Annotated in this window: 29 protein-coding genes and 1 other RNA gene; 11 read left to right on the top strand and 19 right to left on the bottom strand. The window is 32.2% G+C overall.

The features are described from left to right. Positions 1-435 precede the first annotated feature (435 nt). The 6 genes from LS72_RS10925 to LS72_RS10920 all read right to left on the bottom strand — a co-directional run bounded on the left by LS72_RS10925 (position 436) and on the right by LS72_RS10920 (position 2,234). The gene (locus tag LS72_RS10925) at positions 436-585 is read right to left on the bottom strand and encodes a hypothetical protein (RefSeq protein WP_194145592.1); all 150 of its coding nucleotides are present in this window, start codon (positions 583-585) and stop codon (positions 436-438) included. 124 nt (positions 586-709) lie between these two features. After that, positions 710-1,033, bottom strand: a complete 324-nt coding sequence (locus LS72_RS08965; RefSeq protein ID WP_034555485.1) for a hypothetical protein — start codon at positions 1,031-1,033, stop codon at positions 710-712. Positions 1,034-1,052: 19 nt separating this feature from the next. Further along, on the bottom strand, positions 1,053-1,337 hold the full coding sequence (locus tag LS72_RS08960) for a hypothetical protein (protein ID WP_034555483.1): 285 nt from the start codon (positions 1,335-1,337) through the stop codon (positions 1,053-1,055). Between the two features lie 159 nt (positions 1,338-1,496). Then, positions 1,497-1,766 (bottom strand): hypothetical protein, encoded by a 270-nt coding sequence (locus LS72_RS08955; protein ID WP_194145591.1) that lies wholly within the window; start codon positions 1,764-1,766, stop codon positions 1,497-1,499. 45 nt (positions 1,767-1,811) lie between these two features. Next, a complete protein-coding gene (locus LS72_RS08950; protein ID WP_138155273.1) occupies positions 1,812-2,081 on the bottom strand; it encodes a hypothetical protein in 270 nt (89 codons plus the stop codon). A 3-nt stretch (positions 2,082-2,084) separates the two neighbouring features. Continuing rightward, a complete protein-coding gene (locus tag LS72_RS10920) occupies positions 2,085-2,234 on the bottom strand; it encodes a hypothetical protein (protein WP_194145565.1) in 150 nt (49 codons plus the stop codon). A 449-nt stretch (positions 2,235-2,683) separates the two neighbouring features. Here LS72_RS10920 and LS72_RS08945 point away from each other — a divergent pair, with 449 nt between their 5' ends. Continuing rightward, positions 2,684-4,603, top strand: a complete 1,920-nt coding sequence (locus LS72_RS08945; protein ID WP_034554367.1) for an NAD(P)/FAD-dependent oxidoreductase — start codon at positions 2,684-2,686, stop codon at positions 4,601-4,603. Positions 4,604-4,863: 260 nt separating this feature from the next. Here the strand turns inward: LS72_RS08945 and LS72_RS08940 are convergent, their stop codons facing one another. Together LS72_RS08940 and pgp3 are read right to left on the bottom strand one after the other, a co-directional pair. Further along, the gene (locus tag LS72_RS08940; RefSeq protein WP_034554366.1) at positions 4,864-5,469 is read right to left on the bottom strand and encodes a class II aldolase and adducin N-terminal domain-containing protein; all 606 of its coding nucleotides are present in this window, start codon (positions 5,467-5,469) and stop codon (positions 4,864-4,866) included. A gap of 9 nt (positions 5,470-5,478) precedes the next feature. Then, positions 5,479-6,282, bottom strand: a complete 804-nt coding sequence (pgp3, locus tag LS72_RS08935) for a peptidoglycan metallopeptidase Pgp3 (protein ID WP_034554365.1) — start codon at positions 6,280-6,282, stop codon at positions 5,479-5,481. Positions 6,283-6,552: 270 nt separating this feature from the next. On the opposite strand from pgp3, the gene grpE reads away from it, so the two are divergent. Both grpE and dnaK read left to right on the top strand, forming a co-directional pair. Then, positions 6,553-7,107, top strand: coding sequence for a nucleotide exchange factor GrpE (gene grpE, locus LS72_RS08930; protein ID WP_034554363.1), 555 nt, complete (start codon positions 6,553-6,555; stop codon positions 7,105-7,107). Positions 7,108-7,127: 20 nt separating this feature from the next. After that, entirely contained in the window at positions 7,128-9,008 is a 1,881-nt protein-coding gene (gene dnaK, locus LS72_RS08925; protein WP_034554361.1) for a molecular chaperone DnaK, read from the top strand. A 230-nt stretch (positions 9,009-9,238) separates the two neighbouring features. Here the strand turns inward: dnaK and LS72_RS08920 are convergent, their stop codons facing one another. The 6 genes from LS72_RS08920 to LS72_RS08895 form a co-directional block, all read right to left on the bottom strand. Next, complete coding sequence (locus LS72_RS08920; protein ID WP_052087318.1) at positions 9,239-9,661, bottom strand: hypothetical protein; 423 nt, start codon at positions 9,659-9,661, stop codon at positions 9,239-9,241. 52 nt (positions 9,662-9,713) lie between these two features. Further along, positions 9,714-11,441: an ATP-binding protein gene (locus LS72_RS08915; protein WP_034554359.1), complete on the bottom strand. Its 1,728-nt coding sequence runs from the start codon at positions 11,439-11,441 to the stop codon at positions 9,714-9,716. Positions 11,442-11,457: 16 nt separating this feature from the next. Further along, positions 11,458-11,829, bottom strand: coding sequence for a hypothetical protein (locus LS72_RS08910; protein ID WP_052087319.1), 372 nt, complete (start codon positions 11,827-11,829; stop codon positions 11,458-11,460). 76 nt (positions 11,830-11,905) lie between these two features. Further along, a complete protein-coding gene (gene lpxC, locus LS72_RS08905; RefSeq protein WP_034554357.1) occupies positions 11,906-12,793 on the bottom strand; it encodes a UDP-3-O-acyl-N-acetylglucosamine deacetylase in 888 nt (295 codons plus the stop codon). Continuing rightward, positions 12,793-13,302, bottom strand: coding sequence for a septum site-determining protein MinC (locus tag LS72_RS08900; protein ID WP_238700786.1), 510 nt, complete (start codon positions 13,300-13,302; stop codon positions 12,793-12,795). The genes lpxC and LS72_RS08900 overlap by 1 nt, the downstream gene beginning before the upstream one ends. 74 nt (positions 13,303-13,376) lie before the next feature. Beyond that, positions 13,377-14,777, bottom strand: a complete 1,401-nt coding sequence (locus LS72_RS08895; RefSeq protein ID WP_052087348.1) for a M23 family metallopeptidase — start codon at positions 14,775-14,777, stop codon at positions 13,377-13,379. 136 nt (positions 14,778-14,913) lie between these two features. Between LS72_RS08895 and LS72_RS08890 the strand changes: the two genes are divergently transcribed. Further along, the gene (locus tag LS72_RS08890; RefSeq protein ID WP_331250517.1) at positions 14,914-15,747 is read left to right on the top strand and encodes a ferritin-like domain-containing protein; all 834 of its coding nucleotides are present in this window, start codon (positions 14,914-14,916) and stop codon (positions 15,745-15,747) included. Here LS72_RS08890 and LS72_RS08885 read toward each other — a convergent pair. Then, on the bottom strand, positions 15,724-16,497 hold the full coding sequence (locus tag LS72_RS08885; protein ID WP_034554694.1) for an undecaprenyl-diphosphate phosphatase: 774 nt from the start codon (positions 16,495-16,497) through the stop codon (positions 15,724-15,726). The genes LS72_RS08890 and LS72_RS08885 overlap by 24 nt on opposite strands. Positions 16,498-16,626: 129 nt before the next feature. Between LS72_RS08885 and LS72_RS08880 the strand changes: the two genes are divergently transcribed. After that, complete coding sequence (locus tag LS72_RS08880) at positions 16,627-18,048, top strand: acetyl-CoA carboxylase subunit A (RefSeq protein ID WP_034554695.1); 1,422 nt, start codon at positions 16,627-16,629, stop codon at positions 18,046-18,048. Between the two features lie 194 nt (positions 18,049-18,242). Here LS72_RS08880 and ruvB read toward each other — a convergent pair whose 3' ends face one another. Then, complete coding sequence (gene ruvB, locus LS72_RS08875) at positions 18,243-19,244, bottom strand: Holliday junction branch migration DNA helicase RuvB (protein WP_034554696.1); 1,002 nt, start codon at positions 19,242-19,244, stop codon at positions 18,243-18,245. Between the two features lie 12 nt (positions 19,245-19,256). Continuing rightward, positions 19,257-20,063, bottom strand: coding sequence for a 3-methyl-2-oxobutanoate hydroxymethyltransferase (gene panB, locus LS72_RS08870; protein WP_034554697.1), 807 nt, complete (start codon positions 20,061-20,063; stop codon positions 19,257-19,259). Positions 20,064-20,139: 76 nt separating this feature from the next. On the opposite strand from panB, the gene ssrA reads away from it, so the two are divergent. From ssrA to LS72_RS08855, 3 genes are all read left to right on the top strand, one after another. After that, positions 20,140-20,506, top strand: a transfer-messenger RNA (tmRNA) gene (gene ssrA / locus LS72_RS08865). A 279-nt stretch (positions 20,507-20,785) separates the two neighbouring features. Further along, positions 20,786-21,157, top strand: coding sequence for a hypothetical protein (locus LS72_RS08860; protein WP_052087368.1), 372 nt, complete (start codon positions 20,786-20,788; stop codon positions 21,155-21,157). A gap of 41 nt (positions 21,158-21,198) precedes the next feature. Continuing rightward, positions 21,199-22,413 carry a hypothetical protein gene (locus tag LS72_RS08855; RefSeq protein WP_034554997.1) on the top strand — a complete coding sequence of 405 codons (1,215 nt, stop codon included), beginning with the start codon at positions 21,199-21,201 and terminating at the stop codon, positions 22,411-22,413. 128 nt (positions 22,414-22,541) lie between these two features. Here the strand turns inward: LS72_RS08855 and LS72_RS08850 are convergent, their stop codons facing one another. Together LS72_RS08850 and LS72_RS08845 are read right to left on the bottom strand one after the other, a co-directional pair. Beyond that, complete coding sequence (locus LS72_RS08850; protein ID WP_034554999.1) at positions 22,542-23,096, bottom strand: C39 family peptidase; 555 nt, start codon at positions 23,094-23,096, stop codon at positions 22,542-22,544. A gap of 36 nt (positions 23,097-23,132) precedes the next feature. Beyond that, positions 23,133-23,993, bottom strand: coding sequence for a hypothetical protein (locus LS72_RS08845; protein ID WP_034555001.1), 861 nt, complete (start codon positions 23,991-23,993; stop codon positions 23,133-23,135). Between the two features lie 288 nt (positions 23,994-24,281). Here LS72_RS08845 and LS72_RS08840 point away from each other — a divergent pair, with 288 nt between their 5' ends. The 3 genes from LS72_RS08840 to LS72_RS08830 all read left to right on the top strand — a co-directional run bounded on the left by LS72_RS08840 (position 24,282) and on the right by LS72_RS08830 (position 26,574). After that, positions 24,282-24,746 carry a hypothetical protein gene (locus LS72_RS08840; RefSeq protein WP_138155272.1) on the top strand — a complete coding sequence of 155 codons (465 nt, stop codon included), beginning with the start codon at positions 24,282-24,284 and terminating at the stop codon, positions 24,744-24,746. Between the two features lie 8 nt (positions 24,747-24,754). Continuing rightward, entirely contained in the window at positions 24,755-25,768 is a 1,014-nt protein-coding gene (locus LS72_RS08835) for a hypothetical protein (protein WP_034555462.1), read from the top strand. 341 nt (positions 25,769-26,109) lie between these two features. Beyond that, positions 26,110-26,574, top strand: a complete 465-nt coding sequence (locus tag LS72_RS08830) for a hypothetical protein (RefSeq protein ID WP_138155271.1) — start codon at positions 26,110-26,112, stop codon at positions 26,572-26,574. Positions 26,575-26,611 lie beyond the last annotated feature (37 nt).

The raw sequence follows: 26,611 nt of genomic DNA, 5'->3' as shown, positions 1-26,611 counted from the left end.
TCATCATTAAAGAAAACATTAAATCACTGATACAAAGATTAAGTTTTATTAATGGACTTCTTAAAGAAAATTATTAAAACTAATGCGACACAGCCTAATATAACAAAGATTAGATTAAGTATATCACTATTAAATCTAATACTCATCATTAGGAATGTTAAGAGTAAATAAGCATAAAATCGCTTGTAAGTAAAATCATCTAAATGGCATAAAACATACAACGAAAATAGAGAATAAATATAAAGCATTATATTAGCTATATCCGTTATTAAGGTTGGTTCATGCATACAATTACCAGAATTTCCAAGGTCGCCCAGAATAAACAGGATCTTTTGGTCCTGGAGCATTTAAATAAGTCAAATTAGTAAATGTTAGACCCATTCCAACCCTTAACGCCAACAATGGCAACCAAGCTCCCTCTGTGGTTTTCATCTCTTAATCAGAGAGGGCTATTAACTCTAAAGGTTTAGAATCTTTTATAAAAAGGGATTCTATTTCTTGTTGTGTAAAATTGCTATCTTGTGCGAAAGTCAAAGTAGAAAGAAAACCAATAAAGATTAAAAAACTAAATATTGTCTTTTTCATAATGAACCCTTTAAAATGTAATTTTTAATAAAACTATTCTATTTTTAACGATATTAAAATAATCTTAAGGTGAGAAAGGGAATTAAAAATAGAATGATATTAAAGTATAAAAAGTAACAATATTTTAGAAAAGAAATTCTGTCCATATAGGACAAAAGAAACCAAATACTAAAAATAAAGAATTATCTATCCAGCTATAAAATCTATAAAAATAACTTCTATTGCCTTGCACGATAAAAAACTTAGTATGGGCTTTGTAGTGATAGCATAGAAAGATAAGGATACCTTCTAACATAATAATTAGCATTCCAAGAAGTTGCCACCATTTGGTATCAAAGAAGATAAGGGAGATGATTAGCAAAAGAGTTTCGATACCCATTAAAACATAAAATATTTTCCGACTACTTGCAGAAAATTTTCTATAAGTTATAAATAATTCTATATACATCCAAGTAAGCCTTTAAGCCTTAGGAATTCAAAAATATTGTATCTAATAACCCTCTAAGTGTTTGCTTACCTTTCATTCTAAAAATCCTAATCACAAAGAATCTATGGCAACTCTGCTCTATATAACAAAGCATAAGTATGCTAAAAACAATGGGGATAGGCAACACAAACAATATATATTTCACACGAATCCCATAATAAAGTGCATAACAAACAAGTCCTAAAACTACAAGCCCAAAGTTAAAAAGTGTGATACTCCATACCACAAGCCTTGTAGAAAGAATAATAGGCTTTTTATTTAGCATTTTTTATCATCTCCAATATTGAAATCTTTGGTTTTTTACTAAGCATTTTATTTCCTAGATGAATTTCTTTTAAAAAGCTTACTATGGGACAAAAAACCAAAAGGCACCAATAAAACAAGGAACTATCCAATCATAGTAAAAAACATAATAGAAGCCATCTTAATCAAGTAATGCCATTAATAATATTGTAAGCCCCACAAAACATAGGTTTATAAGAATATAACCTGACGCTTTAGGGGGATATTGAAAATTATTTTTATAAAGCCATTCTACAGAAAAATAGCGAGGTGCTTCATTTTTATAAAACCAATAAAGACAAACAAATATTAATAGCACGACAATAAGGGTTATTATACTATGCCACAAACTAGCTTTTTGATAAGGATAAAACCATAAAGTAACAATCCCAATAATGGCATAACCACTCAATAGGATATATAAGCGAGTATTTTTATGATTATTTTTCACTAAGCCCTACCATCCCACTCTTGTTACAAATTTTCCAGCACCAACTCCACCAATTACTCCTATGGGTGTTCCCAATCCCATTCTAATAGCACCAATAGGGTTTCTACCAAACCATATACCTCTCACAGCCCCTAATGCTACAGCTCCCCCAAAACTCCACCAATTCCAACCTTGATTCCTGCCAATTTGGTATCCAATATTTTGTATCCCTCCATAGACTCCGCCAATAAGACCTGCACCCATAAATGGCAACCAAGCTCCCTCTGTGGTTTTCATCTCTTAATCAGAGAGGGCTATTAACTCTAAAGGTTGAGAATCTTGTATAAAAAGTGATTCTATCTCTTGTTGTGTAAAATTGCTATCTTGTGCGAAAGTCAAAGTAGAAAGAAAACCAATAAAGATTAAAAAACTAAATATTGTCTTTTTCATAATGAACCCCTTAAAATGTAATTTTTAATAAAACTATTCTATTTTTAACGATATTAAAATAATCTTAAGGTGAGAAAGGGAATTAAAAATAGAATGATATTAAAGTATAAAAAGTAACAATATTTTAGAAAAGAAATTCTGTCCATATAGGACAGAATAAACAAAAAATAATGGATAAAAATCGCTTTTTTCTTTATCAGGATAACTTACATTTATCAATATTCATCAAAGAGTATTTAATTAAGATCAACAAAATATTGCCTTACAACAATTTAAGAATAGAAATATGTAAAAATAACATAGGGCATGGATTAGAAATCCCCACAAAACTTAATAAGTCTATCAAGATATTTTAACTTTAAATTTCAAAAATTTTTGCCCAAAAACTATAAATACATTTTTGTTTCTATGATAAGATTATTAAAATTTATTTTTGAAAGGAATATTCTATGAATATAACAAGGAGGGACTTCTTAAATGGTATGGCTGTTGCGGTAGTTGCTGGTATGTCTCCACTAGAATTACTCTATGGTAAGGAGCAAGCAACGCATATAAACCAAAAAATTCTCTATCAAGATAATGTCTATCCCCCCTCTCTAACAGGACTTAGAGGAAGCACAAATGAAAGTTATGAATTTGCACATATGCTACGTGATGGAGAAAAATTTGATTTTAATTCCCTTACTATTGAAGAAAATTATGATTTAATTGTTGTTGGTGCAGGAATTAGTGGTTTATGTGCGGCTTGTATTTATCAAGACAAAGCAGGAAATAAGAAAAAAATCTTAATTCTTGATAATCACGATGATTTTGGCGGACACGCAAGAAGAAATGAGTTTCACTTAAAAGATAGGATGATTTTAAGCTATGGGGGAAGTGAATCTCTGCAGTCTCCAAAAACACTTTATTCGCAAGAAGTTATAGAATTTTTGGATGGTTTAGGGATTAATATTGATGATTTAGCTAAAAAGTTTAATGTTAATTTTTATCCTGATTTAAATTTAAGTCGTGGCGTTTATTTTAATAAAAAAGATTTTGGGCAAGATAAAGTAGTAAGTGGGAATCCTCGCAGAATCATTTGTGATGATATTCCAAAAGATAGAATTAATGGTAGATCCTATAAAGACTTTATCAATGATTTTCCTATGCCTAAAAAGGATAGAGAAGATTTAATCGCTTTTCACGAAAACCCTAAAGATTATTTAGAGGGTATGAATGAAAAACAAAGGATAAAATACATTACTACGACAAGTTATAGAAACTTTTTAAGGGATAAAGTTAAACTATCCCCCATAGCTATTTCTTTCTTTGAGGGAATGACGGACGATTTTTTAGCTCTTGGGATTGATTCTATCTCTTGTGAGGATGCTAGAGGGTCATTTTTACCCGGTTTTGATAATCTAAAACTTCCTCCTTTAGATAAAGCAGCAGAAGCAGAAATTAATGAACCCTATATTTATCATTTTCCAGATGGAAATGCGAGTATTGCAAGATTAATGGTAAGAAAGCTAATTCCTGCTATAGCACCTGGAAAAAGTGCTGAGGATGTAATTTTGGCAAAATTTGATTATTCTAAACTTGATTTACCCCAATCTCCAACAAGAATCCGATTAAATAGCACGGTTATTAATGCAAAAAATACTAAAGATGGTGTGCTAGTAACTTATGCAAGTGGAATTGATAAAAAACTCCATAAAATCTTTGCAAAAAAAGTAATTATGGCAAACTACAATAGCTCTATCCCTTACATTATCCCTGATATGCCCAAGATTCAAAAAGCAGCACTTTCTTTATGCGTTAAAACCCCTTTAATTCACACAAAAGTGATTATTAGCAACTGGGAACCTTTCATTAAACTAGGGGTGCATGAAATTTATTCTCCAAAAATGTTTTATGCTAGAACTAAATTAGATTATCCCGTTAACATGGGTAATTATGAGCATCCAAAAGATCCTAAAAAGCCTATTTGTCTCCATATGGTTGGTTCCCCTATGGTATTAAATCAAGGGATTACCGATGGTGATACAATGGATGCTAGAGAGCAATCAAGGTTAGCACGTCATCAACTCTTTAATATTCCTTTTTCAGATTTAGAAAAAATGACTAGAGAGCAATTGCAAAGTATGCTTAATAAAACAGGATTTAATCACCAAAAAGATATTCTAGCCATTACGCTTAATCGTTGGGGGCATTGTTACTCTTACACACTAAACACACTTTATGATAATGAAGAAGAAAGTGAAAAAGCCATACTAGAAGCAAGAAAACCTTATGGAAACATTACTATTGCAAATTGCGATGCAAATTGGGATGCCTATGCTCACGTAGCCATTGAACAAGCAATGAGAGCCGTAGAAGAATTAGGATAGCTCTTGATTCTTTTTTGCGAAGTTTTACTCTTTCAATATCAAGACTATATAAAAAATCCAAGCTTTGTGTGTGATGAAAGATACAAAAAATTGCTTAATAGCAATAATAAATAAGAGGAGAAAATATTAAGAGATGAGCAACTAAAACTTGAACAATGAAGCTATGGCAAAAGCAAATTAAAAATCAATAAAAACGAAATTTGTAAAGATAACCCCAAAAAGTCTAAATTAGATAGATTTAATACATTGTTACAATTCATTTAAATTTCAAATAAATTTTGGGTTTGTCGGCTACCCTCTAATAGAGAGTTAAAATATAAGATTTTACAAGTATTTTCTAATAAAGCAGTCATTTTAGAAAGGGATTGCAAATTCCGCTCATAAGCATATACTCCATAGCCTTTTATAACCATAATTTTTGTATCATTTTCCCTAAAATAACGATTAATCTCTACATCCGCCCTTTCATACCAATTATCATAATCTTTAGGATTATACACATCAAGAGTACCCAAGATTCTCGACCCAAAATAATCTTTAGGGATAATCTTATCATAACTTAAAGTATAAGCCGTAGTAAAAGGAGGCATTCCATAAGCAATATACTTAGCATTAGGGAGATTTTGATACAACAGAGAATGGATAAAAGCATCAATACTTGCTCCATTCCAACGATAATCCCTTTTATGATAAAGTGTTATTAAAGAATCCTCATTTAAATCATCAAAAATCGCTTCTTTTTTGTTGATTAAAAAATGCCCCTCTTCGAGTTTAGCAGAAATAGAACCCTGAAAGATTCCAAAAAAATTTTTTCTAAACATTGCTAAAGAAATTTTTTGAAGTTCAAGTAAAATATTTTTTTTCATTTTCTGTTCTTAATCCTCAAAAAGAATATTGACTTGACTAATAAAATCTAAGGGATCTATTTGAACCTCCTGTACTGAAAATCCAAAATGCAAATGAGGACCGCTCACTCTTCCACTATCTCCACTTAGAGCAATTAAATCTCCCTTTTTTACTCTATCGCCTGCCTTTACCTTTAAAACACTGCAATGATAATACATACTAAAAATTCCCTCTCCATGATCAATAACGACAGAATTACCCGCCAAAAATCTCTCCTTTGCAAGGACTACTTTACCATTATTGCTTGCATGAATAGGCGTTCCAATTACCGCCCTAAAATCTGTGCCACTATGATAACTGCTAACTTCACCATTAAACACTCTAGCATTACCATAAGCACTTGTTATTTTGCTTTTTATAGGATAAATAAAAGGCTCCCTCCAATAACGTGCCTTGCTATAAACTGCATAAATCCCTTGAGCTTCTTTGTATTCTCTTTGTATTCTCTCTTGATTTTCTTTATTAGGTTTTACTTTAGCAGGTGAAGCATAAATTTCCTCTTTTTTATAATCTCCCTCTTTAATCTTCAAAATTCCTCTATTTTCTAAAGGTATGCTAATGGATTTGGTGCGATAGGGAATGCTAATAAGGGAAATTTTTTTGGCAGGATTCTTAGGATGTGCCACCCAAATATAAGTTTTATTTAAAATCTTTAAAGGTTGCGGATTAGTTTCTAAAGTTTCTAAAATAATCGTCTTACCATTCTCTACAACATATTCACTCTGTGCTAAAAGCCATAAAGGTAATAACAAAATACAAACCATTCTTAGCATAATCCCTGCCTTTAGAATCAATAATATATAGTGTGAAAACCTAAAGAATATCAGAGCTTTACTTACAAAATAATTTAACAAAGTAATAAGCCCAATAAAAAGCTATTTTTAGAAATATTAAATTTATATTATTAAGAAAGTTTAGCTTATTTTGTTAATTTAATTTGACATTATAAGACTAAAGTTATATAATTTTGCTTGAATTTTGCAAGAATAATTGCTAAAATTCCCATTGAAGTTACCATTCTTAGTTTTAAGGAGTATCATTAAATGCAAGAAAATGAAAATTCATCTATAGATTCTTCACAAATACAAGAAGAATGCCAAACACAAGAAACAGAAAATGCACAAGAGGAAGATTCTCAAGAATCCCTTAAAAACAAAATTAAAGAATTAGAAGATCAATATCTCCGAACCTATGCAGATTTTGAAAACACTAAAAAACGTCTTATACGTGAAAAAGATCAAGCATTAGAATATGCTTATGAAAAAATTGCTAAGGATTTACTATCAAGCATTGATACTTTAGAGATTGCCCTAAAAAGCATTAAAGACTCTAAAGAGAATCTACAAGAAGGTGAAATTATAGAAAAAATTGAGGAGGGCATTGCATTAACCTTAGACAATCTTTTAAAAACTCTTGCAAAACACGGGATTGAGCCAATCCTTGCTAGTGGAGAATTTGACCCTAATTTCCACGATGCGATTATGCAAGTGCAAAGTGATACACACAAAGCAGGAGAAATTGTTGCAGAGATGCAAAAAGGGTATAAATACAAAGAAAGAGTGCTAAGACCTTCAATGGTTAGCATAGCAAAAGCTTAAATTAAAAGAAAGGATATATTATGGCAAAAGTATTAGGAATAGACTTAGGAACAACTAATTCAGCGATGGCGGTTTTTGAAGGCAATGAATCAAAGATTATTGCTAACAAAGAGGGAAAAAACACTACTCCATCGGTAGTGGCTTTTACCGATAAAGGAGAGATTCTAGTAGGAGATCCCGCTAAAAGACAAGCTATCACCAATCCGGAAAAGACTATTTATTCTATCAAAAGAATTATGGGACTTATGAGTAATGAAGAAAAAGCACAAGAAGCCAAAAAGAGACTTCCTTATAAAGTCGTAGATAGAAATGGTGCTTGTGCGATTGAAATTGCGGGGAAAGTTTATACACCTCAAGAAATTTCTGCAAAAATTTTAATGAAATTAAAAGCTGATGCAGAAAGTTATCTAGGAGAAGAAATTACAGAGGCTGTTATTACTGTGCCTGCATATTTCAATGACGCACAACGAAAAGCTACCAAAGAAGCTGGAACGATTGCGGGACTAAATGTTTTAAGAATCATCAATGAACCAACTTCTGCAGCTCTTGCTTATGGGCTTGATAAAAAACATTCCGAAAAAATTGTAGTTTATGACTTAGGTGGTGGGACTTTTGATGTTACAGTGCTAGAAACTGGGGATAATGTAGTAGAAGTCTTAGCAACAGGTGGAGATGCTTTCTTAGGTGGTGATGATTTCGATAATTGTATTATTGATTGGGCTGCAAGTGAGTTTGAAAGCGAAAATGGGATTAATCTCAAAAATGATGTTATGGCATTACAGAGATTAAAAGAAGCCGCTGAAAATGCCAAAAAAGAATTAAGTAGTGCTCAAGAGAGCGAAATTAATCTCCCTTTTATCACCGCAGATTCTAGCGGACCTAAACATTTAGTCAAAAAACTTAGTCGTGCGAAATTTGAATCCCTTATTGAAAGCTATATTGACCAAACCATCAACAAAATTGGCGATGTAATAAAAGATGCGGATTTAAGCAAAGGTGATATTGCAGAAGTCGTTATGGTAGGAGGTTCTACAAGGATTCCAAAGGTGCAAGATAGAGTTAAAGACTTTATTGGCAAAGAGCTTAATAAATCTGTGAATCCTGATGAAGTCGTAGCCATTGGTGCGGCTATTCAAGGAGGTGTTTTAAAAGGTGATGTTAAAGATGTTCTCTTACTTGATGTTACCCCTCTTAGTTTAGGCATAGAAACTTTAGGCGGAGTGATGACAAAAATCATTGAAAGAGGCACAACCATCCCTGTTAAGAAAAACCAAGTATTCTCAACTGCTGAAGATAATCAACCAGCTGTTACTATCCAAGTCTTACAAGGAGAGAGGGAATTAGCAAGAGATAATAAAGTATTAGGGAATTTTGAATTAAGCGGAATTCCAGCAGCTCCTAGAGGTGTGCCACAAATTGAAGTAACTTTTGATATTGATGCTAATGGTATTTTAACCGTATCGGCTAAAGACAAAGCAACCGGAAAGGCTCAAGAAATTAAAATCACAGGCTCTAGCGGATTATCTGATAGTGAAATAGAAAAAATGGTTAAAGACGCTGAATTAAATAAAGAAGATGACCAAAGAAAAAAAGAAGTGATTGAAATTAGGAATCAAGCCGATAGCCTAGTTTATCAAACACAAAAAAGTCTTGATGAGATGAAAGATAAAATTGATACTGCAGAAGCAGAAAAAATACAAAATGCCATTAGTGCATTACAAGAAACATTGAAAAATGATAATGCCACAAAAGCAGAAATTGAAGCAAAAATCAAAGAGCTTACTGAAGTAAGCCACAAACTTGCTGAAGCCATGTATCAAAAAGATAATCTCAATCAACAAGCTAACCCGCAAAATAACAAGAAAAAAGATGACGATGTAATCGATGCAGAGGTTGAATAAACCCTGCAAAGAAACAAAAGATTCTTAGTAACTATCTATTCTAACAACCCATAAAATGGCTTATTGACCTATAAGGGAATCGTCAGCAGGAATTATTTGTATTGATGGTAAGCCCAAATCTTGAGGTGGAATAAATCCAAAATAATATTTACAATCCACACTGGCGATATACTCAAAAATATCTCTAAACTCTGTCCTTTCAAAGGAAGTATTTAACCAATAGATATATTCTACCTCGATATTAAGAGGAGATAAGAGTTTTTCATATTGTTTTTTGTAAAAATCGCAAATTGACAATTTGTATAAATCTGCTTAAAATCCAAATAATGTGTGGGTTGAAAAGAAAAATTTCGGAATCTATTATTAATAATATAAAAAGTGTTACCAACATAAATACTATCATCGGGCAAATAGACTTGAGAAGCTCTACCACCCCAATAGACATTTTTAGTCACTAAGAATAAATAGAAATTATTTTGTTTGTAAATTTGCGCAATGACTTCTTTTTTATCAGGCATAAAAACAGAGATATAAAAAGCACCACTAATATCTGGGAGGCTATTTTCTACTTTATATCCACTTTGTGCTAAATAAGTCGCTAAATCTAGCTTAAGTTCATTAATGCTTACCATTAGCTTTATATGTAAAGGCATTATCCCCCGCTTAATATTTGCTTAAAAACAGATATTTTTAGCGATAAGCTACCTATCTAAACCCCATCTCCCTTTGGCTATCAAAATTACTATTCATCTCTCTTTTAATCTCTGTGATAAAACTCTCTATAGTAAAAAGTGGCTTTTTGGAACTTGCAACATTATAAGCGGTATTTTTAACCACCAAAGCAATCTGTCCTCCAGTAAGTGCAAATTCCGCTAATTTTTTTGCATTAAAGTCTTTTTCAAAAGGTGCATTTTTAGGTAAAAGCCTCTCCCATAACAATACCCTCTCTTCAAAATTAGGCTTTTTGAAAGCAATCTTATAATTAAAGCGTCTAGAAAATGCTGTATCAATGGTTTCTAAAAGATTGGTAGTAGCGATTAAAATCCCATCAAAATGTTCAATTTGTTCTAAAAAAATGTTTTGCATTTGGTTATGCATTTTCTCCGCTCCACCCCCGCTTGAAGTTGTCCTAGTGCTTAAAAACTGGTCAGCTTCATTTAGCAATAAAACTGGTGATAATTTACTCTTTAGGCAAATATCTTGATAAGTTTCAAAAATCTTACGAACATTTTTTTCACTCTCCCCTACATACATTGATAAAATCTTCGAACAATCAAAGCTCAACACAGGTTTTTTAAACGACTTGGCAAGGGCTAGAGCAGTGAGAGTTTTTCCTGTCCCTGCGGGTCCATAAAAAATGATTTTTGCTTCAATACCGCGACTTTTTTCCTTAATCCCCCATTGTTTTAGAAGTTTTAAAACTTCTATATTAACTTGCTTTAACAAAACCTCTAAAGTGTCTCTAGTCTCTTGGTTTAATACGACTTTATTAAGTGAGATTTTAGGTTTTAAATATTCAAAAATCTCCTGCTCTTTAACTAAAGATTCTAAACTAATCCTTTGTTTTTTAGTATCCGCTTGTATATGTGTGATTTTTTTTAAAATACCATCGGGGATAAAAAATGTACGAGATACTCCCCCAAAGGGATTAAAAATCTCATCATAATCAATAAAACCCTTTTGGACTAGCTTACTCCCATCATCTAATAAAGAGCGATTCTTTATCCTTTCATAATCATTAATGCTTACCAAATTAATTAAAGAGTTTAAATCCCTAACCTCTGTTTCTTTTCCGGAATATTCCTCTTTTAGCAATGCTAAAAATAATATTTTTTCTTCTTTATTAAAATTATTTTCCCTAAAAAGCTCCTCTAAGGGTAATTTTTCTTTAGTGATTTTTACCCTTAATTCTATCCTTTGTTGTAGTAATTGCGACTTTTGTAACATTTTATTTAATAAAGGTGAGGGTTTTTTGTCGTTTTTTAAAGGCATTAATCCCCATAAAACTTGAATGAGTAAAAATTGGTCTTTTAGGTATTCTAAATGATTAGCATAAGGGATACTTTGGGGCAATTTTGGATTAATACTACCTCCTTCTAAAATTTTCAAAAAATTTGAACTCAAAGAAAAGCTTACATTAATAAGCTCTAATAAAATAATCTCTGCCCCAGCACTTTTTAAAAAATTATTTTGCGTAATCCATCCTAATTCTAAAAGATTTTTAAAATAAGGCAAGTATTTAAGAATTTCATATTCTTTAGGTGCAAAAAGAAAATTAATCATATCAATACATAAAATCTCATCATTACCCTTTAAAACCTCACCACACATATAACGCAAAATTTCTACCTCCTCTTTGGAGCATTTTAAATAGGGGAATAATGTGCTTTTAGTAATAGGCTCAGTTTGCATAAAATTGAGTAAAGGCTTCATCAAGTTTTCCTTGTGTTTAAAATGCAGGCAATAGGTATAAGGGCTTAATAGAGTGACTAAAATAGTCGCTATTTAATATTTGAGGAAAGGTATATTCTGCCTCTTCCCTTAGCTCTTCAAAATTTTCCAAAAAAATTTCACCATTTTTACGGACAAAATAACTCTTTCCATAAGCCCTAATAGGAGAATTTCCATTAAAATCAAATCCGCTTGCTGCTAAAATCTCTACCCCCTTAGTCATCGCTAAAGTTTTAGCAAAAATATAAACCAATTTTAATGCCATAAAACTTCCAGGACCATTAATGAAAAAAAGTGTTTGGATTTTTGGGTATTTATCACATACTTTGACAAACAAAGGCAAAAGACAATCACTTAATTGCCCTTCCATTTGAAAAGATTCTAAGAACCTCTGTTTATCATAAACCCCTATTTTTAGAGGCTTACTAGTAGAAAAAACTAAGAGATTATATTCTTTCATAAGCATAATCATAAGTTTGTTCAATATCGCCTAATTCCATAATTTCATAAGACTTATCCTCGCTAAGGAGCTTTTTCGTGAGGAGATGATTAAGTTTATGGCTCCCCGCATAAGAAATATAAGCCCCCAAAAGAGGGATTCCAAGCAAGGACATATCCCCAATAGCATCTAAAATCTTATGGCGAACAAACTCTTCTTTATAACGCAACCCCCCCTGATTTAATATTCCATTCTCATTAAGCACAATAGCATTATCCAAAGACCCCCCCAATGCTAAACCTTTAGAGCGTAAATACTGAACTTCTTTTAAAAATCCAAAAGTCCTAGCTCTTGCAATCTCTTCTTTATAGTTTTTTGTAGAAAAATGAAATTTATATTTTTGTGTCCCAATAGCGGGATGTGGAAAATGAATAGAAAAGTCAAAAATACATTCTTTATTAGGCTCTAAGCGGACAAATTTATCATTATCTTTAACCTCAATAGGTTTTTTGATTCTTAGAATCTTTTTATTAGAATTTTGTTGCTCTATCCCTGCTTCTTCTAAAAGCATGCAATAACCAATACTGCTACCATCCATAATAGGCACTTCTTCATTATCTAAAACAATCCTTAAATTATCAATCCCATAAGAATGCACCGCAGAGAGCAAATGCTCAATAGTAGAAACCCTATATCCATCTTTGGCGATCACTGTTGCCATAGTTGTATCTACTACGCTCTCTGGCTTTAAAGGGATATTAACACCCACATCATTACGAAAAAAGTGAATTCCGCTATTTTCTGGAAGTGGCTCTAAACGCATCTTCACAGGCACACCCTTATGCAAACCAATGCCAACAACTTCCACCGCTTTTTTAAGTGTTTGCTCTCTCATTACAAATCCTCTATTATAATTTCATTATTCTTCTTATAAATTTTTTTAGCTCCATCGCTGAATTTTTGTTTTTCAATAACCTCGCCACCAAAGACGATATTTCCTTGCTTAAGTGAGGTAATAATAAGATACTCTCCATTACAAGAAATATCTCCATTAACTTCCCCAAAGGCTTGAATATTCCCTTGAGATTGTATCAAAGCACCACTATTAATGCGTCCAAAAATAGTAATATCACCCTCATTCCTAACCTCCTCTCCACTTCGTATAGTTCGGTGAATAACAAGCGTATTGACTTCTTTTTGTGAAGAGGTTTTTTCTACTATTTCTATTTTAGAGAGTTCTTTATTATTTTTTGAATCCCTTAAATTTAAGCCTCTTTTATAAGATTGTTCAAAGAAATTAATTTCTTTAGAACATAAGAATTTCCTTAATTCTTCACTTAAAATGTAAGTAAAGACCAACAAAAAACCCTGCAAAAAAATAGAATTTTTATTTAAATACTCCATAATTTCCTTATCTTCTCCTTGTGAGCACACAAAAACCTTTAAATTCTTTTGTCTTATTTGGAGCATCATTATTCCTATAAATTGTTAATAATCCCTTTAGCTTCAGCAATAACTTTTGTAATATTATTTTCAATCCATTTTGAATCCATCCATTCAGCTACCCATACTTCATGCCCCTGGACTAAAACTCCAAAATGCAAATGATCGCCTAATGATAAACCTGTGCTACCTGTATTGCCTATAATAGCTCCTCTCTCTACCCTATCACCAATTCCTACTAAGGGCTTTGTTAAATGTGCATAAATAGAGGACAACCCAAGACCATGATAAAGCACTAAAGTATTTCCATTAATCCCAACAAAGGCATCAAGGACAACCTCGCCTTGATTACTTGAAATTATAGGGGCTTGTTTAACACTTGCTAAATCTAAACCCATATGGTGAGAATAACTCACGACTTCCCCTTGATAAACAAAAGTGCGATGATCCCCAAAACTAGCCATTACTGCAGCATTTTTAAGGGGAGAGAAAGCATAGATTTGAAAATCTTCTATTTTTTCTAAGGGAAAATTAGTCGCCGCTTGCATAATATATTTTTCGCTATAGCTCCTTATATCCTCATTAATATATTTAAAAATAGAAACTTTATCAACAAAACTCGTTAAAGTTCTCTCTCCTATCTCCTCTACTAAACTTGAAATTTTGCCATCAATAAAAGAATCGGTTAAGGAAATAGTAGTTTTTTTATATTCTTTTTTAACTGCAAAAAAATTAATAGAAGCAATACTTACATTACCTGCTGTATCACTAGCATAAATCTTTGCATTAAAAGTTGGATTATTTTTAGGCCAAGCCAATAAAGAAATATAATACCCCTGTTTGTAAAATGGTTGCGGAATGAATTCATTTTCTCCATTAGAGATTCTAATTTTGTCTAAATTCTCATCTTCAGCCCTAAAAATCACTAAAGCACTCCCACCTTGTGTAATCCTATAAGAATTAGATACAACCGCTAATTGTGGCTTTTTAGTATCTATTAAAATAGGAATATTCTCTAAAGTTTTATTGCCACTAAAAAAGTTCCATTTGCTCTTATCAGTTACTTCAACAATAAGATTTAAAGATTGAATATCTTTTGTAGAAATATTTGGCTTCTCTATAGCAAGACAAATGCCATTCTCTACTTCTTGATTCACAAAAGAACATTCGCTTAGAGAAGCCATTTTAGCCAACAAAAAATGTTTTTTTGAATCTATTTCATAAGATACTTTATGATCCTTAATACCCGTATCATCCTTTAAATAAATAAAAAAATCTCCATTGAGATTCCAGCTAGGGTTTAAGGAGGTTTTAACCACTGGTTTATTTCTTTCAAAATCCTTAGAAGAAAGTATAAAAAGCCCTCCTCCTAAAAAGAAAATAATAAGGATTAATCCGATAATTTTTACAAAACCACTTTTTGATTGCACTTCCATAGTCATTCCTAATTTTAATCATTTCGACGAATTATAGCTCAAATACCTAACTTTTGGGTATAATTTATATGGATTTTTCGTTAATTCAGGGTTTCACTCTTGCAATAATTTTAGCAAAATTCATTAAAAAGGTCTTATCATTAATTTTTTTACTCTCCTCTATCAAGCCCTAAAAGCAACAAGTGCTGAAGAAAAATGTGTTCTTGTGCAAGATATTTACACGCATTTTTATTCACTAAAATTTGTCGATGAACCCATCTTACTGCTTCAAAAGCCTACTTTTGCGAACTTTTGCACTATTCTCCCAAAACATAAAGTCCCGCAAGGAAAAGTTTTAAAAACAGATTTAAATTTTGCACATCTTTTACACTCTATTGCACACATTGAATTTTGTGCTATTGATTTAGCCCTTGATTGTGCGTATCGTTTTAGAAATTTACCCTTACAATATTATTTTGATTGGATAGAGGTTGCTAAAGAAGAAGTGCAACATTTCTTAGCATTACAACACCTTTTAAATCTCTTAGGGTATCAATATGGAGATTTTGGAGTGCATACCACACTCTTTGATTGTATGCAAAATTGTAATATCTTGCTTGATAGAATAGCTATAATTCCTAGAGGTATGGAAGCCATTGGATTAGATGTTAATCCTTTTCTTTGTGCAAAAGTTAATGCTAGCAAACACCCCATTAAAGAGGAATTATTAAAAGTTTTAAACACTCTTTTAAAAGAAGAAATCTCCCATGTATCTAAAGGAGACAAATGGTTTCATTATTGTTGCAATGTAGAAAAAATCCCGATTAAGGAACATTCTAAAACATATTTTGATATTTTGCAAAAGCATCATTTTTCTTTCCCTAAAGCAAATTCCCTATTAAATGCTAAAGCACGTCTTAAAGCAGGATTCACACAAGAAGAAATAGAATATTTAGAGCAAAATCACTTAAAAAATATCCAGATAAAATAAACATGCCACACCTAAAAGAATCCTATAGATTCCAAAAGGGATAAAGTTAAAACGGGCAATAAATCCCAAAAAAAGCTTCACCGCTATTAAAGCGGCAAAAAAGGCTACAACAAACCCAATAAGAAGCAATAACAAATTATCCTTATTCAAAAGCTCATAATTTTTATATAAACTATAACCACTTGCAGCCATCATAGCAGGAAGTGCTAATAAAAACGAAAATTCTGTAGCTACTCTCCGATTACAACCTAGGAGCAACCCACCAATAATAGTAGCCCCACTCCTTGAAGTTCCAGGTATCAATGCTAAAGCTTGAAAACACCCAATCCATAAAGCTTGTTTATAAGAAATTTGCCAGATTGCTTGAATATAATGATCTTTTTCTTTATAAAAAATCTCCACTACAATAAAGACAATTCCTCCTATAATTAACATAATAGCAACTATTAGGGGATTAAAAAGGGATTTAATAACATTATAGAAGAGAAAACCCAAAATCCCAACAGGTAAAAAACCTATTATCAATTTCAGCCATAAATCCAAACTATTCTTATAAAGCTTTTCCCAAAAAACAAAAACAACGGCTAAAATAGAACCCAATTGAATAACAATTTCAAAAACCCGATGAAAAGAATCTTCAGGGATTCCCAATAACTTTGAAGTCAAGATTAAATGCCCTGTTGATGAAATAGGTAAAAACTCTGTTAGCCCTTCTATTATTCCTAAAGTTACAGCATTAATAAAATCCATTTTCTACCTTGTGTAAATGTGTAAAAATGTGAGAATTCTAACACATTTAAAAAGTTTTACAAAATATTCAAGCATAGAATAAAAAAATAAAGTATAAAATAAGCAATTGACTTCAATTTGGGAGTTCTTATGTTTAAAAGAATTTTAATCGCTAATCGTGGTGAAATTGCTGTAAGGATAATCCGTGCCTGTAATGACTTAAGCATTGAATCTATTGCCATTTATTCACACGCTGATAGAGAAAGCCTACATGTTAAAATGGCAACTCATACTTATGCCATTAGCGAAGATCCTATTAAGGGCTATTTAAACCCTGATTTAATCATTGAAGCTGCTAAAGCACTTGAAGCCGAAGCTATCCATCCCGGATATGGCTTTTTAAGCGAAAATGCACTTTTTGCCAAAAAGGTAAAAGAGGCAGGGTTAGTATGGATTGGTCCAAATAGTGAAGTTATCGCTAAAATGGGGGATAAAAATGCAGCTAGGAATTTAATGGTAGCCAATGGAATTCCTGTAGTCCCCGGCACTGAACCCCTTAATACTTTAAGTATGTATGAAATTTATAAAATTGCTAATAAAATTGGCTATCCTATTATTCTTAAAGCAAGTAGTGGTGGAGGTGGTAGAGGGATACGCGTAGTGTGGAAGGAAGAAGAATTAGAAGCCTCTTTTAATGCTTGCAAAAGAGAAGCTCTAACTTTCTTTAAAAATGACGATGTTTTTATGGAGAAATATATCCAAAACCCCCGCCATATCGAATTTCAAATTTTAGCCGATAATTATGGCAATGTTATTCATCTTTTAGAAAGGGATTGCTCCATCCAAAGACGGCATCAAAAACTCATTGAAATTGCACCTTGTCCGACTATTAGCTCTGATTTAAGACGTAGAATGGGTAGTGTCGCTGTTGCAGCGGCAAAAGCAGCAAAATATACAAATGCAGGAACTGTAGAATTTTTAGTCGATGATGGCAATGATTTTTATTTTATGGAAATGAATACAAGAATCCAAGTCGAACACGGAGTAACAGAGGAAATTACGGGTTTAGATTTAATCGCTAGGCAAATTAGAATCGCAAGTGGGGAGATTTTAGATTTAACACAAAGTGATATTCACGCTCAAGGCTATGCCATTGAAGCTAGGATTAATGCAGAGGATGTGCATAATGATTTTATACCCAATCCCGGGACTATTACTGCTTATTACCCCTCACTTGGTCCTTTTGTCCGCGTAGATAGCTATATTTATAAAGATTTTACTATTCCTCCATTTTATGATTCAATGGTGGCAAAGCTCATTGTCAAAGCTGGAACCTATGATTTAGCCATCAAAAAACTTCATCGTGCTTTAAATGAGTTTAAAATACGCGGGGTGAAGACTACCATTCCTTTTCTTATTAATATTTGTAATGATAAGGATTTTAGAAAAGGCAACTTTGATACCTCTTATTTAGAAACAAAAATTAATGACTTACTACCTCAAGAAAGTTTTGATGAGAGTGATTTAATTGCAGCTATGGCTGTTGCTTTAGTTAGCAATTTTGAAGAATAATCCTTTCATTTCATCTTTAAACTACAGATTGCTCTTTAAAGATTCCTCTTACATAGCCTTGACCCTCCCATTCTTGTATTCCAAGGGATACAAAATTCCATAAACTCTAGCTAAAAGCAAATGCCTTATAGGGGGATTTTAAGAATCCGCAAACGAAAAACACCATAAAGTTCTCAAATCCTCTTATTACAATACTAAAATAAACTATCACTTCTTGCAAAAGTAAAAAGCTCATAAGTCTTTTGTGTCGCGATTCTCCCTCTAGCAGTGCGTTCTAAAAACCCATTAATCAGCAAATAAGGCTCAATCACATCTTCAATCGTCCCCTCATCCTCACTCATTGCTGCTGCTAGGGTGCTAAGTCCAATAGGACGCCCCCTACTCTCACAAATAATCTTTAAAAAACGTAAATCAAGCTCATCAAAACCATATTCATTAACTCCCAATTCATTCAAGGCGTATTCAGTTCTCTCTTTGGTAATAACCCCCTCTTCTGCTACTTCTGCAAAATCTCTAACCCGCTTTAAAAGTCTCAAAGCTATTCTAGGAGTCCCTCTTGAACGTTTTGCAATCTCTAAAGCACCCTCTTTTAAACATTCCTTTTGCAGCTTAATAGAAGCGATACTAACAATTTTTGCTAATTCCTCTTGCTCATAGAATTGCATACGAAATTGCATACCAAATCTATCACGCAAAGGGTTACTAATCATCCCCGCTCTTGTTGTCGCACCAATTAGCGTAAAATGGGGTAAATCAATCTTGACCGTTTGGGCAGCTGGACCACTGCCAATAATAATATCTAACCTAAAATCCTCCATAGCTGGATATAAAATCTCTTCAATGGCTGGAGAGAGCCTATGAATCTCATCAATAAATAAAATCTCACCCTCACTTAAATTTGTCAAAATTGCGGCTAAATCTCCCGCCTTTTCAATCATAGGGGCTGCGGTAACCTTGATAGAAGTATTCATCTCACTGCTAATAATATGCGCTAAAGTCGTTTTTCCAAGCCCTGGAGGACCAAATAATAAAATATGATCTAAGACTTCTTGACGCTTTTTAGCTGCATTGATAAAAACTTGTAAATTTTTCTTTAATTTTTCTTGACCAATATAATCATCCCAAGTGGAGGGACGAAGCCTAACCTCTTCTTCATTCTCTAATGCCATTTTTTCTATTTCAACAATTCTCTCCACTTCTAAAAACTCCTAATAACTCTCATCATCATTAGGAAAATCTCCGCTCTTAATATCTCTAACATATTCTTTTAAGGCATTCCTAACAAGTTCTGCCCCTTTTAAATACTGACGCACGAATTTGGGTTTAAAATCCTCAAAAAATCCAAAAGTATCGCTCCATACTAAAACCTGTCCATCAACATCCCTACCACTTCCAATTCCAATAACAGGAATCCCAACATTTTGTGTAATTTGTCTTGCCACTTCAGCCTTAACCCCCTCTATGAGGATACTAAAGACACCACATTCCTCCATAACTTTAGCCGTTTCTAATAGCTCTTTTGCACTCTTTGTATCCTTTCCTTGAATCTTATATCCACCCTCAAATCTCACAAAATGGGGCTTCAATCCAATATGAGCCATAACAGAGATTCCATTTTTTACCAAAAACCTAACTATATCACTAGCCTCTATACCTCCTTCAATTTTCACTGCTTGGGCGTTAGTTTTTTTATAAATTTCAATACACCAAGCTAAAGTTTCTTGAGGATTCGCTAAAGCCCCAAAAGGTAAATCACACACCACTAAACTTTGCTTTGCTCCATTACAAACTGCTTGTGTGTGATAAATCATACTTTCAAAATCCGCACTTAAGGTATCACAAGCCCCAAAAAAGCTCATACGCAAACTATCCCCTACTAATATCATATCTACCTCTCCATCAAAAATCTTAGCAAAGAGGGCATCATAAGCGGTTATCATTGTAATTTTTTCTTGATTTTTCTTTTTTTTAATTTGCGTGATAGTTATAGATTTTATAGAACTTTGAATACTCATTACTAACCTCCATTTAAAAGAAAATTTTACTATATTTTAGCAAGATTTATGCTACAATCTAAGCCCTAACCTTTCAGGGGCTGATTTGAATTTCGACAGGATTTAGATGGCTCTAGCTGCATGCCAACTTGCACGAAGTTGTAAAACCCGTGCATTAAATATAAACGCAAATAACGCAAATTACGCTCCAGCTTACGCTAAAGCTGCGTAAGTTTATTTAACCTTTGGGGCTATTTTTGGTAAAGATTCTAGCTATTTTCCAAAAATATCATTTATGCTAGATGCAATCTTGCCTCGCCAAAGCAAGATGAAGTTTTGGCTGTCTTTGTGAATGATTTTAGGAAGTTTTGCTTCACAAAAAAGATTAAAACCCTAAAAAGCATGTAATCCAGCAGTGTTGGTCTAATTTTTGGACTGGGGTTTGATTCCCCACAGCTCCACCAAATCTTTATTTAATTTATTAATGCTACCTTTTGTAATTTCTTAATTAAAACATTCTTTCATTTTAAAAGAATCTTTTCTCTTGGAATGAAATTTGCTGGAATAAAAATTGTTAAATTATACATTAAGGAGGTATTATAAAAAAGTTATTTTTAACTTTATTATTAAGTTTAGGATTTATAAGCTCACTTTCTGCACAAGAATTAGATTTTATTGCTGTTGCTACTCAAGGAAAGTTTAATGAAAACTCTTTAGGCGTTAAAGCACTTAGTGATGAGGAGATGAGTAAGGTTGTGGGGGGAGCTAGAGTGCATCGAAGCATAATAAAAGATTATGGAATCGTAACAAATTATGGGCAAAAAATTTATTATACAGCTTATTATGCAGTTACGTTAGGTTATGGTGATTCTCCTTATTTTAATCTACTTCCCCATGAAATGGCTGTTGTTGCTGTTACTTATGATTTTAGAACCAATCAACCTACTTCTAAACCTCTAATAGTAAATAAATATAATCCTGCTTATACAAGAAATTTTAATTTTCCAAGCCATGTAGAATATAGGATTGACAATTATAGTCGAGCAAAAGATTGGGTGATGGATGATCAAAGGGGCAATATCGGCAAATTCATTCCAAATAAATACTATAAATAAGGAATGCTTATTGCTTACTCTTTAAATAAAAGGAGTGAGTAATGGCAAGTATTTCCAATCAATTTATCTCTTATGCAGATCGATGGTTTTTTAGTAGGTCTTTCGGTAAAGATGATATTTCTCGCATAGATAAAACCCTCTTAAACACACAAGAATCAGAACAATCTAAGATAGATAAAATTTTAGATTCTATTGAGAATTTTACATTCTATGAATATAAAGGAACAAGCTTTGATACAAGGGCAAACTACTCGCTTCAAAGCGAGGGTGCTGTTGTTGATCAAATGATTCTCTTTGGCGACATTGTTGGTAGAGAACTATCGCAAAATATAGAAATACTTGAGTATAGATTATCGCATCAACCAATAGATTATAAAACATTACCCATACCAACAGAAAGTGAGTTTGAAGATACAAAAGATAGATTATTAAGACAAATGAAAGATATTTTAAAAGAGACTTACCTTAATAAAGGTGGGGATAGTAAAGAGTTTTTGCATTTATATAATGAGGCAAATACAGTGATGAACGAGTTAGAGGCACGTAAAGAAGCTAGAAGTGAACTTATAAAGACTTTAGAGAATGCACAGAATAATCCAAAATATGCAAAAAGTCAAGAATTTTTAGATACCTTGCTTTATAGATTTCCCTTTGGCGTATCACATACTTATGAGGAATTAAAAGAGAGGGGTAAGCTTTGGCATCAGCAAGCCTCTGATGGTTCGTTTGCTATGGCTTTACGTGATTTTTTCACACTCGCAAATCAGTATGAAGCAATACCTAAATATAAACAAGATAGCATTGAGAGATCACTACAAGTTTCTGAAGCATATCTTTATAATCAAGCAGTATGGGATGGACAAAACAAACCCTATAGGATTGGAAATTTCGTTATTAGTTCCAACTATTTTAGTTCAGAAGCTTCTATTACTTACTTACCCAATAAACTTCTAACCCCTCTTACTTCTGACTTTGATAGCACACAAAGTTTCTTAGAACTCTTAGATAAAAGAGAACAATTAGAAAAACAAAATCAAGATTTAAAAGCAAAGCAAGCCCTAGAATCTTATATTGCTTATAACAAAGATTCTACCAATTCCATAATACAAACATTATTAAAGGACTCTAAAGAAGCTAAAGATGATAAAAACATTAGAGAGATTAAACAGACTATAGAGATTAAAAATATTAAAGAAGCTAGAGATACTCAAGAGATTAAGATTTCTAAAGACAATCAAGCTATTAATAAAATGTAACAATTAAAAATATTTTTAGGTTTGCACTTTTGCTATAGCTTTTTCTTTTTGTATAAGTATTAGATTTGATAGTGATATACTTTCTAATCTTTGTTATATTAGGCTGTGTTGCATTGGGTGCTTTAATCCTATTCAAAAAACCTTTCATTAGGAAACTCTAAATCTTTGATGAGGGGTTTGTTTTCCTTGTGGATTATAATTAAAGCATAGCCTCCTATTCCATCCTTATCCCAAATAGAATAAAATTCTTTCTTGGTTGCTTTATATTCTCCAAAGCTTGGATCAAGCACCCTAATAAAATCACCTTGGTAATTCACAATCACTACAAAATGCGGATATCTAGGATCATTTTCTATTTTTACAAGCAAGGGATAAGAAGTTTGTTCTAATATATCCCTAGAGAGTTGGAAGCCTTTTATATCATAGCCTAAAGTGATAGCAAGTTGTTGTAATTCCTTGAAGCTTAACATATCGGTTTTTTGCTCTAAAAGCGTTAATAGTTCTTGCTCTGTATATTGCCTAAAGACAAAAAGATTAAGCAAAGTAGCTAATGAAGAAGCCCCGCAAGATTCCTCAAAATGTTGCCTAATAACATTTTGATTATGGATTTCTTGGAGGGATTTCACAGGGAAACTAAAGCAAAGATTGAAAGAGCATAGAAAGATAAAAATAACTTTATTCATTAAAAACTTCACTTAAAACTTAAATGGTATATTTTCTTAAAATTTCTTCCATAAACTTATTATAAAAACACTATCAGGAGCAGAGGAGCTTCCACCGGCACTTCCAGATACAGAAACTGCAGTATCAGCGTTTAAACTATAAGTCGCACCTAAAGAAAATGTAGGAATAGAATAAGAATTTGAAGTTTTTCTCCCCTCAAATCCTGAAGCAGTTTGGTATCTTTGTTGTAATTCAACATCTAAAGAAACCTTTGGGCTTAAAACTATAGACATATCTACCCCAAAGTTAATACTATTCCCATATCTTAACTTCCCATAATTAAACTTTCTCTTAGCATTATAAACCCCTCCAATATAGATTGATGAAACAATAGGGTCAGAATAATTCCTTAATGCAAATTTTGTAGAAAAAGACTTAAACAAAAAGCTTTTTCTCTCATCAAAATGCTTCTCTCTTTGAAGTATTCCACTTTGCAAAGTAATTTGTGGGACAAATACGCCCCCGATGGCACTTCCTGTATAAATCCCACCAACCCATAAAGAATCAACACCAAAACTCCTTTCAGAAGCATATTCTCTACCAAGGTTTCTTGTATATTCATTTTGCTTATAACTTCCATTTCCAGCAATTAACAAATCAAACTTTGGGATAAGAGTATAAACAAAAGATTGACTAATAGAAACCTGCTTAGTATCTTTCCAAGTTTTTGTATCAGGTTGGGCTATAAGTATGGGATAGGTATTATAAATATAAGCATTCCCACTATTGAGATAGCTTAGGCTAGTAATACTTCTTAAACCAATTTGCTTTTTAAAAAGTGAATCTATAGTAATGGGGTCAGAAGCAAAGCTGCTAGAAAATAAAATAACGATAGAGAGTAAAGTCCTTTTAAACATTGTATTCCTTTTGCAAAATTTAATTAACTACAAGTTGTATTATTACCTAAAATACCTAAAATCTCTAAACTAAAGGAATAAATAAATTAAGAATTACGATACTCTAAAGAATATTACAGAAGCATTATATAGGGGAAGAATACACTCTAATGATTCTAAAACTTCTATTTATAAACATTACTTTTAGTAACCCTCTAATAAAACATTCTTTGTAAGCAATAAAAAATCCCTTATCTTGGAATGAAATTTGCTAGAATAAAAATTGTTAAATTATACAAAGGAGGTATTATGAAAAGGTTATTCTTAACTTTATTGCTAACTTTAGGATTTATGAGTAGTGTTAATGCTACAGATTTTATTGCTGTTGCTACTCAAGGAAAGTTTAATGAAAACTCTTTAGGCGTTAAAGCACTTAGTGATGAGGAGATGAGTAAGGTTGTGGGGGGAATAGTGCGTTTTTATACCAATCCTTATCCAAGTATTGGTAGATATACAAATTATTATTATTTTGAAAAAGAAGACTTTAAAAATGTTTCGCAATCAGAGATGGCTTTAATGAATAAAGAAATGTCTTTTTACTTAAGATACGATGAAATTCCAGTTTATGCCAAAAGATTTCATCGTGGTCAAGTAGAATGGACTTGGTTAGCAGGCTATAATGTATATACTGGGCAATTTAGGGATTTAGGTCTTAGTGCTTCAATGAAAACTTTTCAGTTTATAGATAGTCAATATAAATACTCTCACTATTAGGAGTAACTATGCAAATACCTAAATATTCCCCACTTACTCTTCAAAGCAATTTATCCATTTCTGCAACAAGAGTTGAAAAAATAGAGGAGTTCTTTAGAAAAGCCTATCAAGCAGAAGATGGACAAGAGATTATTGTCACTTTGAGACCAGATTCTTATGATGATGCTTCTTTGTATTTGGGGAATCTTGTTATGCGATACACTGATAAATTAGTTACACCCCTAAATTTCAAAGAAAGTATAGAACAAAAAATGCAAGATAAGGCTAATACTCCTAATCTACATCTTTTTAAGGAAAGGCAAAATCATTCCTTTGGCGGCTATTCTGTAGATGAATATGGCTTTATGGGAGAAGAGTTTTTAAAAGCTGCTAATTTACCAAATGAATATAAGATTCATAAAAATGCCTTACAAGCAATCCATGATGTATCTACTATTCCTGTTGTAAGAATGAATAGTGAGGATATTCATCCGGTTTTTGATAGCATTGACATCATCGCAGGTCTCTCCTATGCCTATAAAGAGATACAAAGCCTTACACAAGGAAAATTTGATTCTAAAGAAGCTTATTCTGAAGATGAAATTAAACATATGTTTAAAGATTCTTTTGAGAAATTTAGTTTCAATTTTGGTTTTAATACACCTTTAATGCAAGATTATAAAAATGAAAAAGGAGAGTTTAAAAAAGAAGGCATTATGCTAAGTTATGCTTTTGTAATGGATACCTTTGCAAAAGCAGAATCTCCTTTTACTAAGCTTAGCGAATATGGTAAGTTTTTACGAGGAATGCCAAGCTCTTATAGTCCCAATAAAGAAGATACTACAAAAAAACCAAAAACACCTGAAGAATTAAAAAAGGAAATGCTTAATCAACTTGATGAAGTCTATTTGAAGATTTTAGAAAATACACAAGAAACACAATCTGATTTAAAGCCTATTATTGTTAAAAATAATCTAAAAGAAATTGATGAACTCATTAATAAAATGATTAGAAAAGTGCGTATAAATGATGAAGCCTCTTAAGGGTTTCTTTATTTTTATAAAGCATTAAATTTATAGCTTGGATGCATAATTAAAATACTTAAAAACCCAAATAAAAAATAAACCAATAAAATATTATTAATCTAAAAGAATATCACAGAAGTATTATAAGGTGGCATTAATACATTTAATGGATTTTAATCCCCCTATGATTTTAAATCCTCCTATATATAAACATTAACTTTAGTAAAACATTTTTTAAATTCGAAGATTTCAAATCTCTTATAAGCTTATTACTTTTATAAAACATTCTTTGTAAGCAATAAAGAATCCCTTATGGGAATAAGATTTGCTTGAAGTTTATTATGATCAAAGGAGGTATTGTGAAAAAGTTATTCTTAACTTTATTAGTAAGTTTAGGATTTATGAGTAGTGTTAATGCTACAGATTTTATTGCTGTTGCTACTCAAGGAAAGTTTAATGAAAACTCTTTAGGCGTTAAAGCACTTAGTGATGAGGAGATGAGTAAGGTTGTGGGGGGAATAGTGCGTTTTTATACCAATCCTTATCCAAGTATTGGTAGATATACAAATTATTATTATTTTGAAAAAGAAGACTTTAAAAATGTTTCGCAATCAGAGATGGCTTTAATGAATAAAGAAATGTCTTTTTACTTAAGATACGATGAAATTCCAGTTTATGCCAAAAGATTTCATCGTGGTCAAGTAGAATGGACTTGGTTAGCAGGCTATAATGTATATACTGGGCAATTTAGGGATTTAGGTCTTAGTGCTTCAATGAAAACTTTTCAGTTTATAGATAGTCAATATAAATACTCTCACTATTAGGAGTAACTATGCAAATACCTAAATATTCCCCACTTAC

The organism is Helicobacter apodemus (genome assembly GCF_000765745.2).
Classification (GTDB): domain Bacteria; phylum Campylobacterota; class Campylobacteria; order Campylobacterales; family Helicobacteraceae; genus Helicobacter_D; species Helicobacter_D apodemus.
The sequence above is the reverse complement of the archived record's forward strand: the minus strand, read 5'-3'. Positions and strand labels throughout refer to the sequence as shown.

Coding starts and splice junctions, on each gene's coding strand:
- LS72_RS08950 (WP_138155273.1), bottom strand. CDS start 2,081: ATGAAAACCACAGAGGGAGCTTGGTTGCCATTTATGGGTGCAGGTCTT.
- LS72_RS08915 (WP_034554359.1), bottom strand. CDS start 11,441: ATGAAGCCTTTACTCAATTTTATGCAAACTGAGCCTATTACTAAAAGC.
- LS72_RS08910 (WP_052087319.1), bottom strand. CDS start 11,829: ATGGAAGGGCAATTAAGTGATTGTCTTTTGCCTTTGTTTGTCAAAGTA.
- lpxC (WP_034554357.1), bottom strand. CDS start 12,793: ATGAGAGAGCAAACACTTAAAAAAGCGGTGGAAGTTGTTGGCATTGGT.
- LS72_RS08960 (WP_034555483.1), bottom strand. CDS start 1,337: ATGCTAAATAAAAAGCCTATTATTCTTTCTACAAGGCTTGTGGTATGG.
- LS72_RS08895 (WP_052087348.1), bottom strand. CDS start 14,777: ATGGAAGTGCAATCAAAAAGTGGTTTTGTAAAAATTATCGGATTAATC.
- LS72_RS08945 (WP_034554367.1), top strand. CDS start 2,684: ATGAATATAACAAGGAGGGACTTCTTAAATGGTATGGCTGTTGCGGTA.
- panB (WP_034554697.1), bottom strand. CDS start 20,063: ATGAGTATTCAAAGTTCTATAAAATCTATAACTATCACGCAAATTAAA.
- LS72_RS08885 (WP_034554694.1), bottom strand. CDS start 16,497: ATGGATTTTATTAATGCTGTAACTTTAGGAATAATAGAAGGGCTAACA.
- grpE (WP_034554363.1), top strand. CDS start 6,553: ATGCAAGAAAATGAAAATTCATCTATAGATTCTTCACAAATACAAGAA.
- LS72_RS08850 (WP_034554999.1), bottom strand. CDS start 23,096: ATGAATAAAGTTATTTTTATCTTTCTATGCTCTTTCAATCTTTGCTTT.
- LS72_RS08920 (WP_052087318.1), bottom strand. CDS start 9,661: ATGCCTTTACATATAAAGCTAATGGTAAGCATTAATGAACTTAAGCTA.
- LS72_RS08880 (WP_034554695.1), top strand. CDS start 16,627: ATGTTTAAAAGAATTTTAATCGCTAATCGTGGTGAAATTGCTGTAAGG.
- LS72_RS08845 (WP_034555001.1), bottom strand. CDS start 23,993: ATGTTTAAAAGGACTTTACTCTCTATCGTTATTTTATTTTCTAGCAGC.
- LS72_RS08940 (WP_034554366.1), bottom strand. CDS start 5,469: ATGAAAAAAAATATTTTACTTGAACTTCAAAAAATTTCTTTAGCAATG.
- LS72_RS10920 (WP_194145565.1), bottom strand. CDS start 2,234: ATGAAAAAGACAATATTTAGTTTTTTAATCTTTATTGGTTTTCTTTCT.
- pgp3 (WP_034554365.1), bottom strand. CDS start 6,282: ATGCTAAGAATGGTTTGTATTTTGTTATTACCTTTATGGCTTTTAGCA.
- LS72_RS08840 (WP_138155272.1), top strand. CDS start 24,282: ATGAAAAGGTTATTCTTAACTTTATTGCTAACTTTAGGATTTATGAGT.
- LS72_RS10925 (WP_194145592.1), bottom strand. CDS start 585: ATGAAAAAGACAATATTTAGTTTTTTAATCTTTATTGGTTTTCTTTCT.
- LS72_RS08835 (WP_034555462.1), top strand. CDS start 24,755: ATGCAAATACCTAAATATTCCCCACTTACTCTTCAAAGCAATTTATCC.
- LS72_RS08860 (WP_052087368.1), top strand. CDS start 20,786: ATGAGTAAGGTTGTGGGGGGAGCTAGAGTGCATCGAAGCATAATAAAA.
- LS72_RS08965 (WP_034555485.1), bottom strand. CDS start 1,033: ATGTATATAGAATTATTTATAACTTATAGAAAATTTTCTGCAAGTAGT.
- LS72_RS08900 (WP_238700786.1), bottom strand. CDS start 13,302: ATGGAGTATTTAAATAAAAATTCTATTTTTTTGCAGGGTTTTTTGTTG.
- dnaK (WP_034554361.1), top strand. CDS start 7,128: ATGGCAAAAGTATTAGGAATAGACTTAGGAACAACTAATTCAGCGATG.
- LS72_RS08855 (WP_034554997.1), top strand. CDS start 21,199: ATGGCAAGTATTTCCAATCAATTTATCTCTTATGCAGATCGATGGTTT.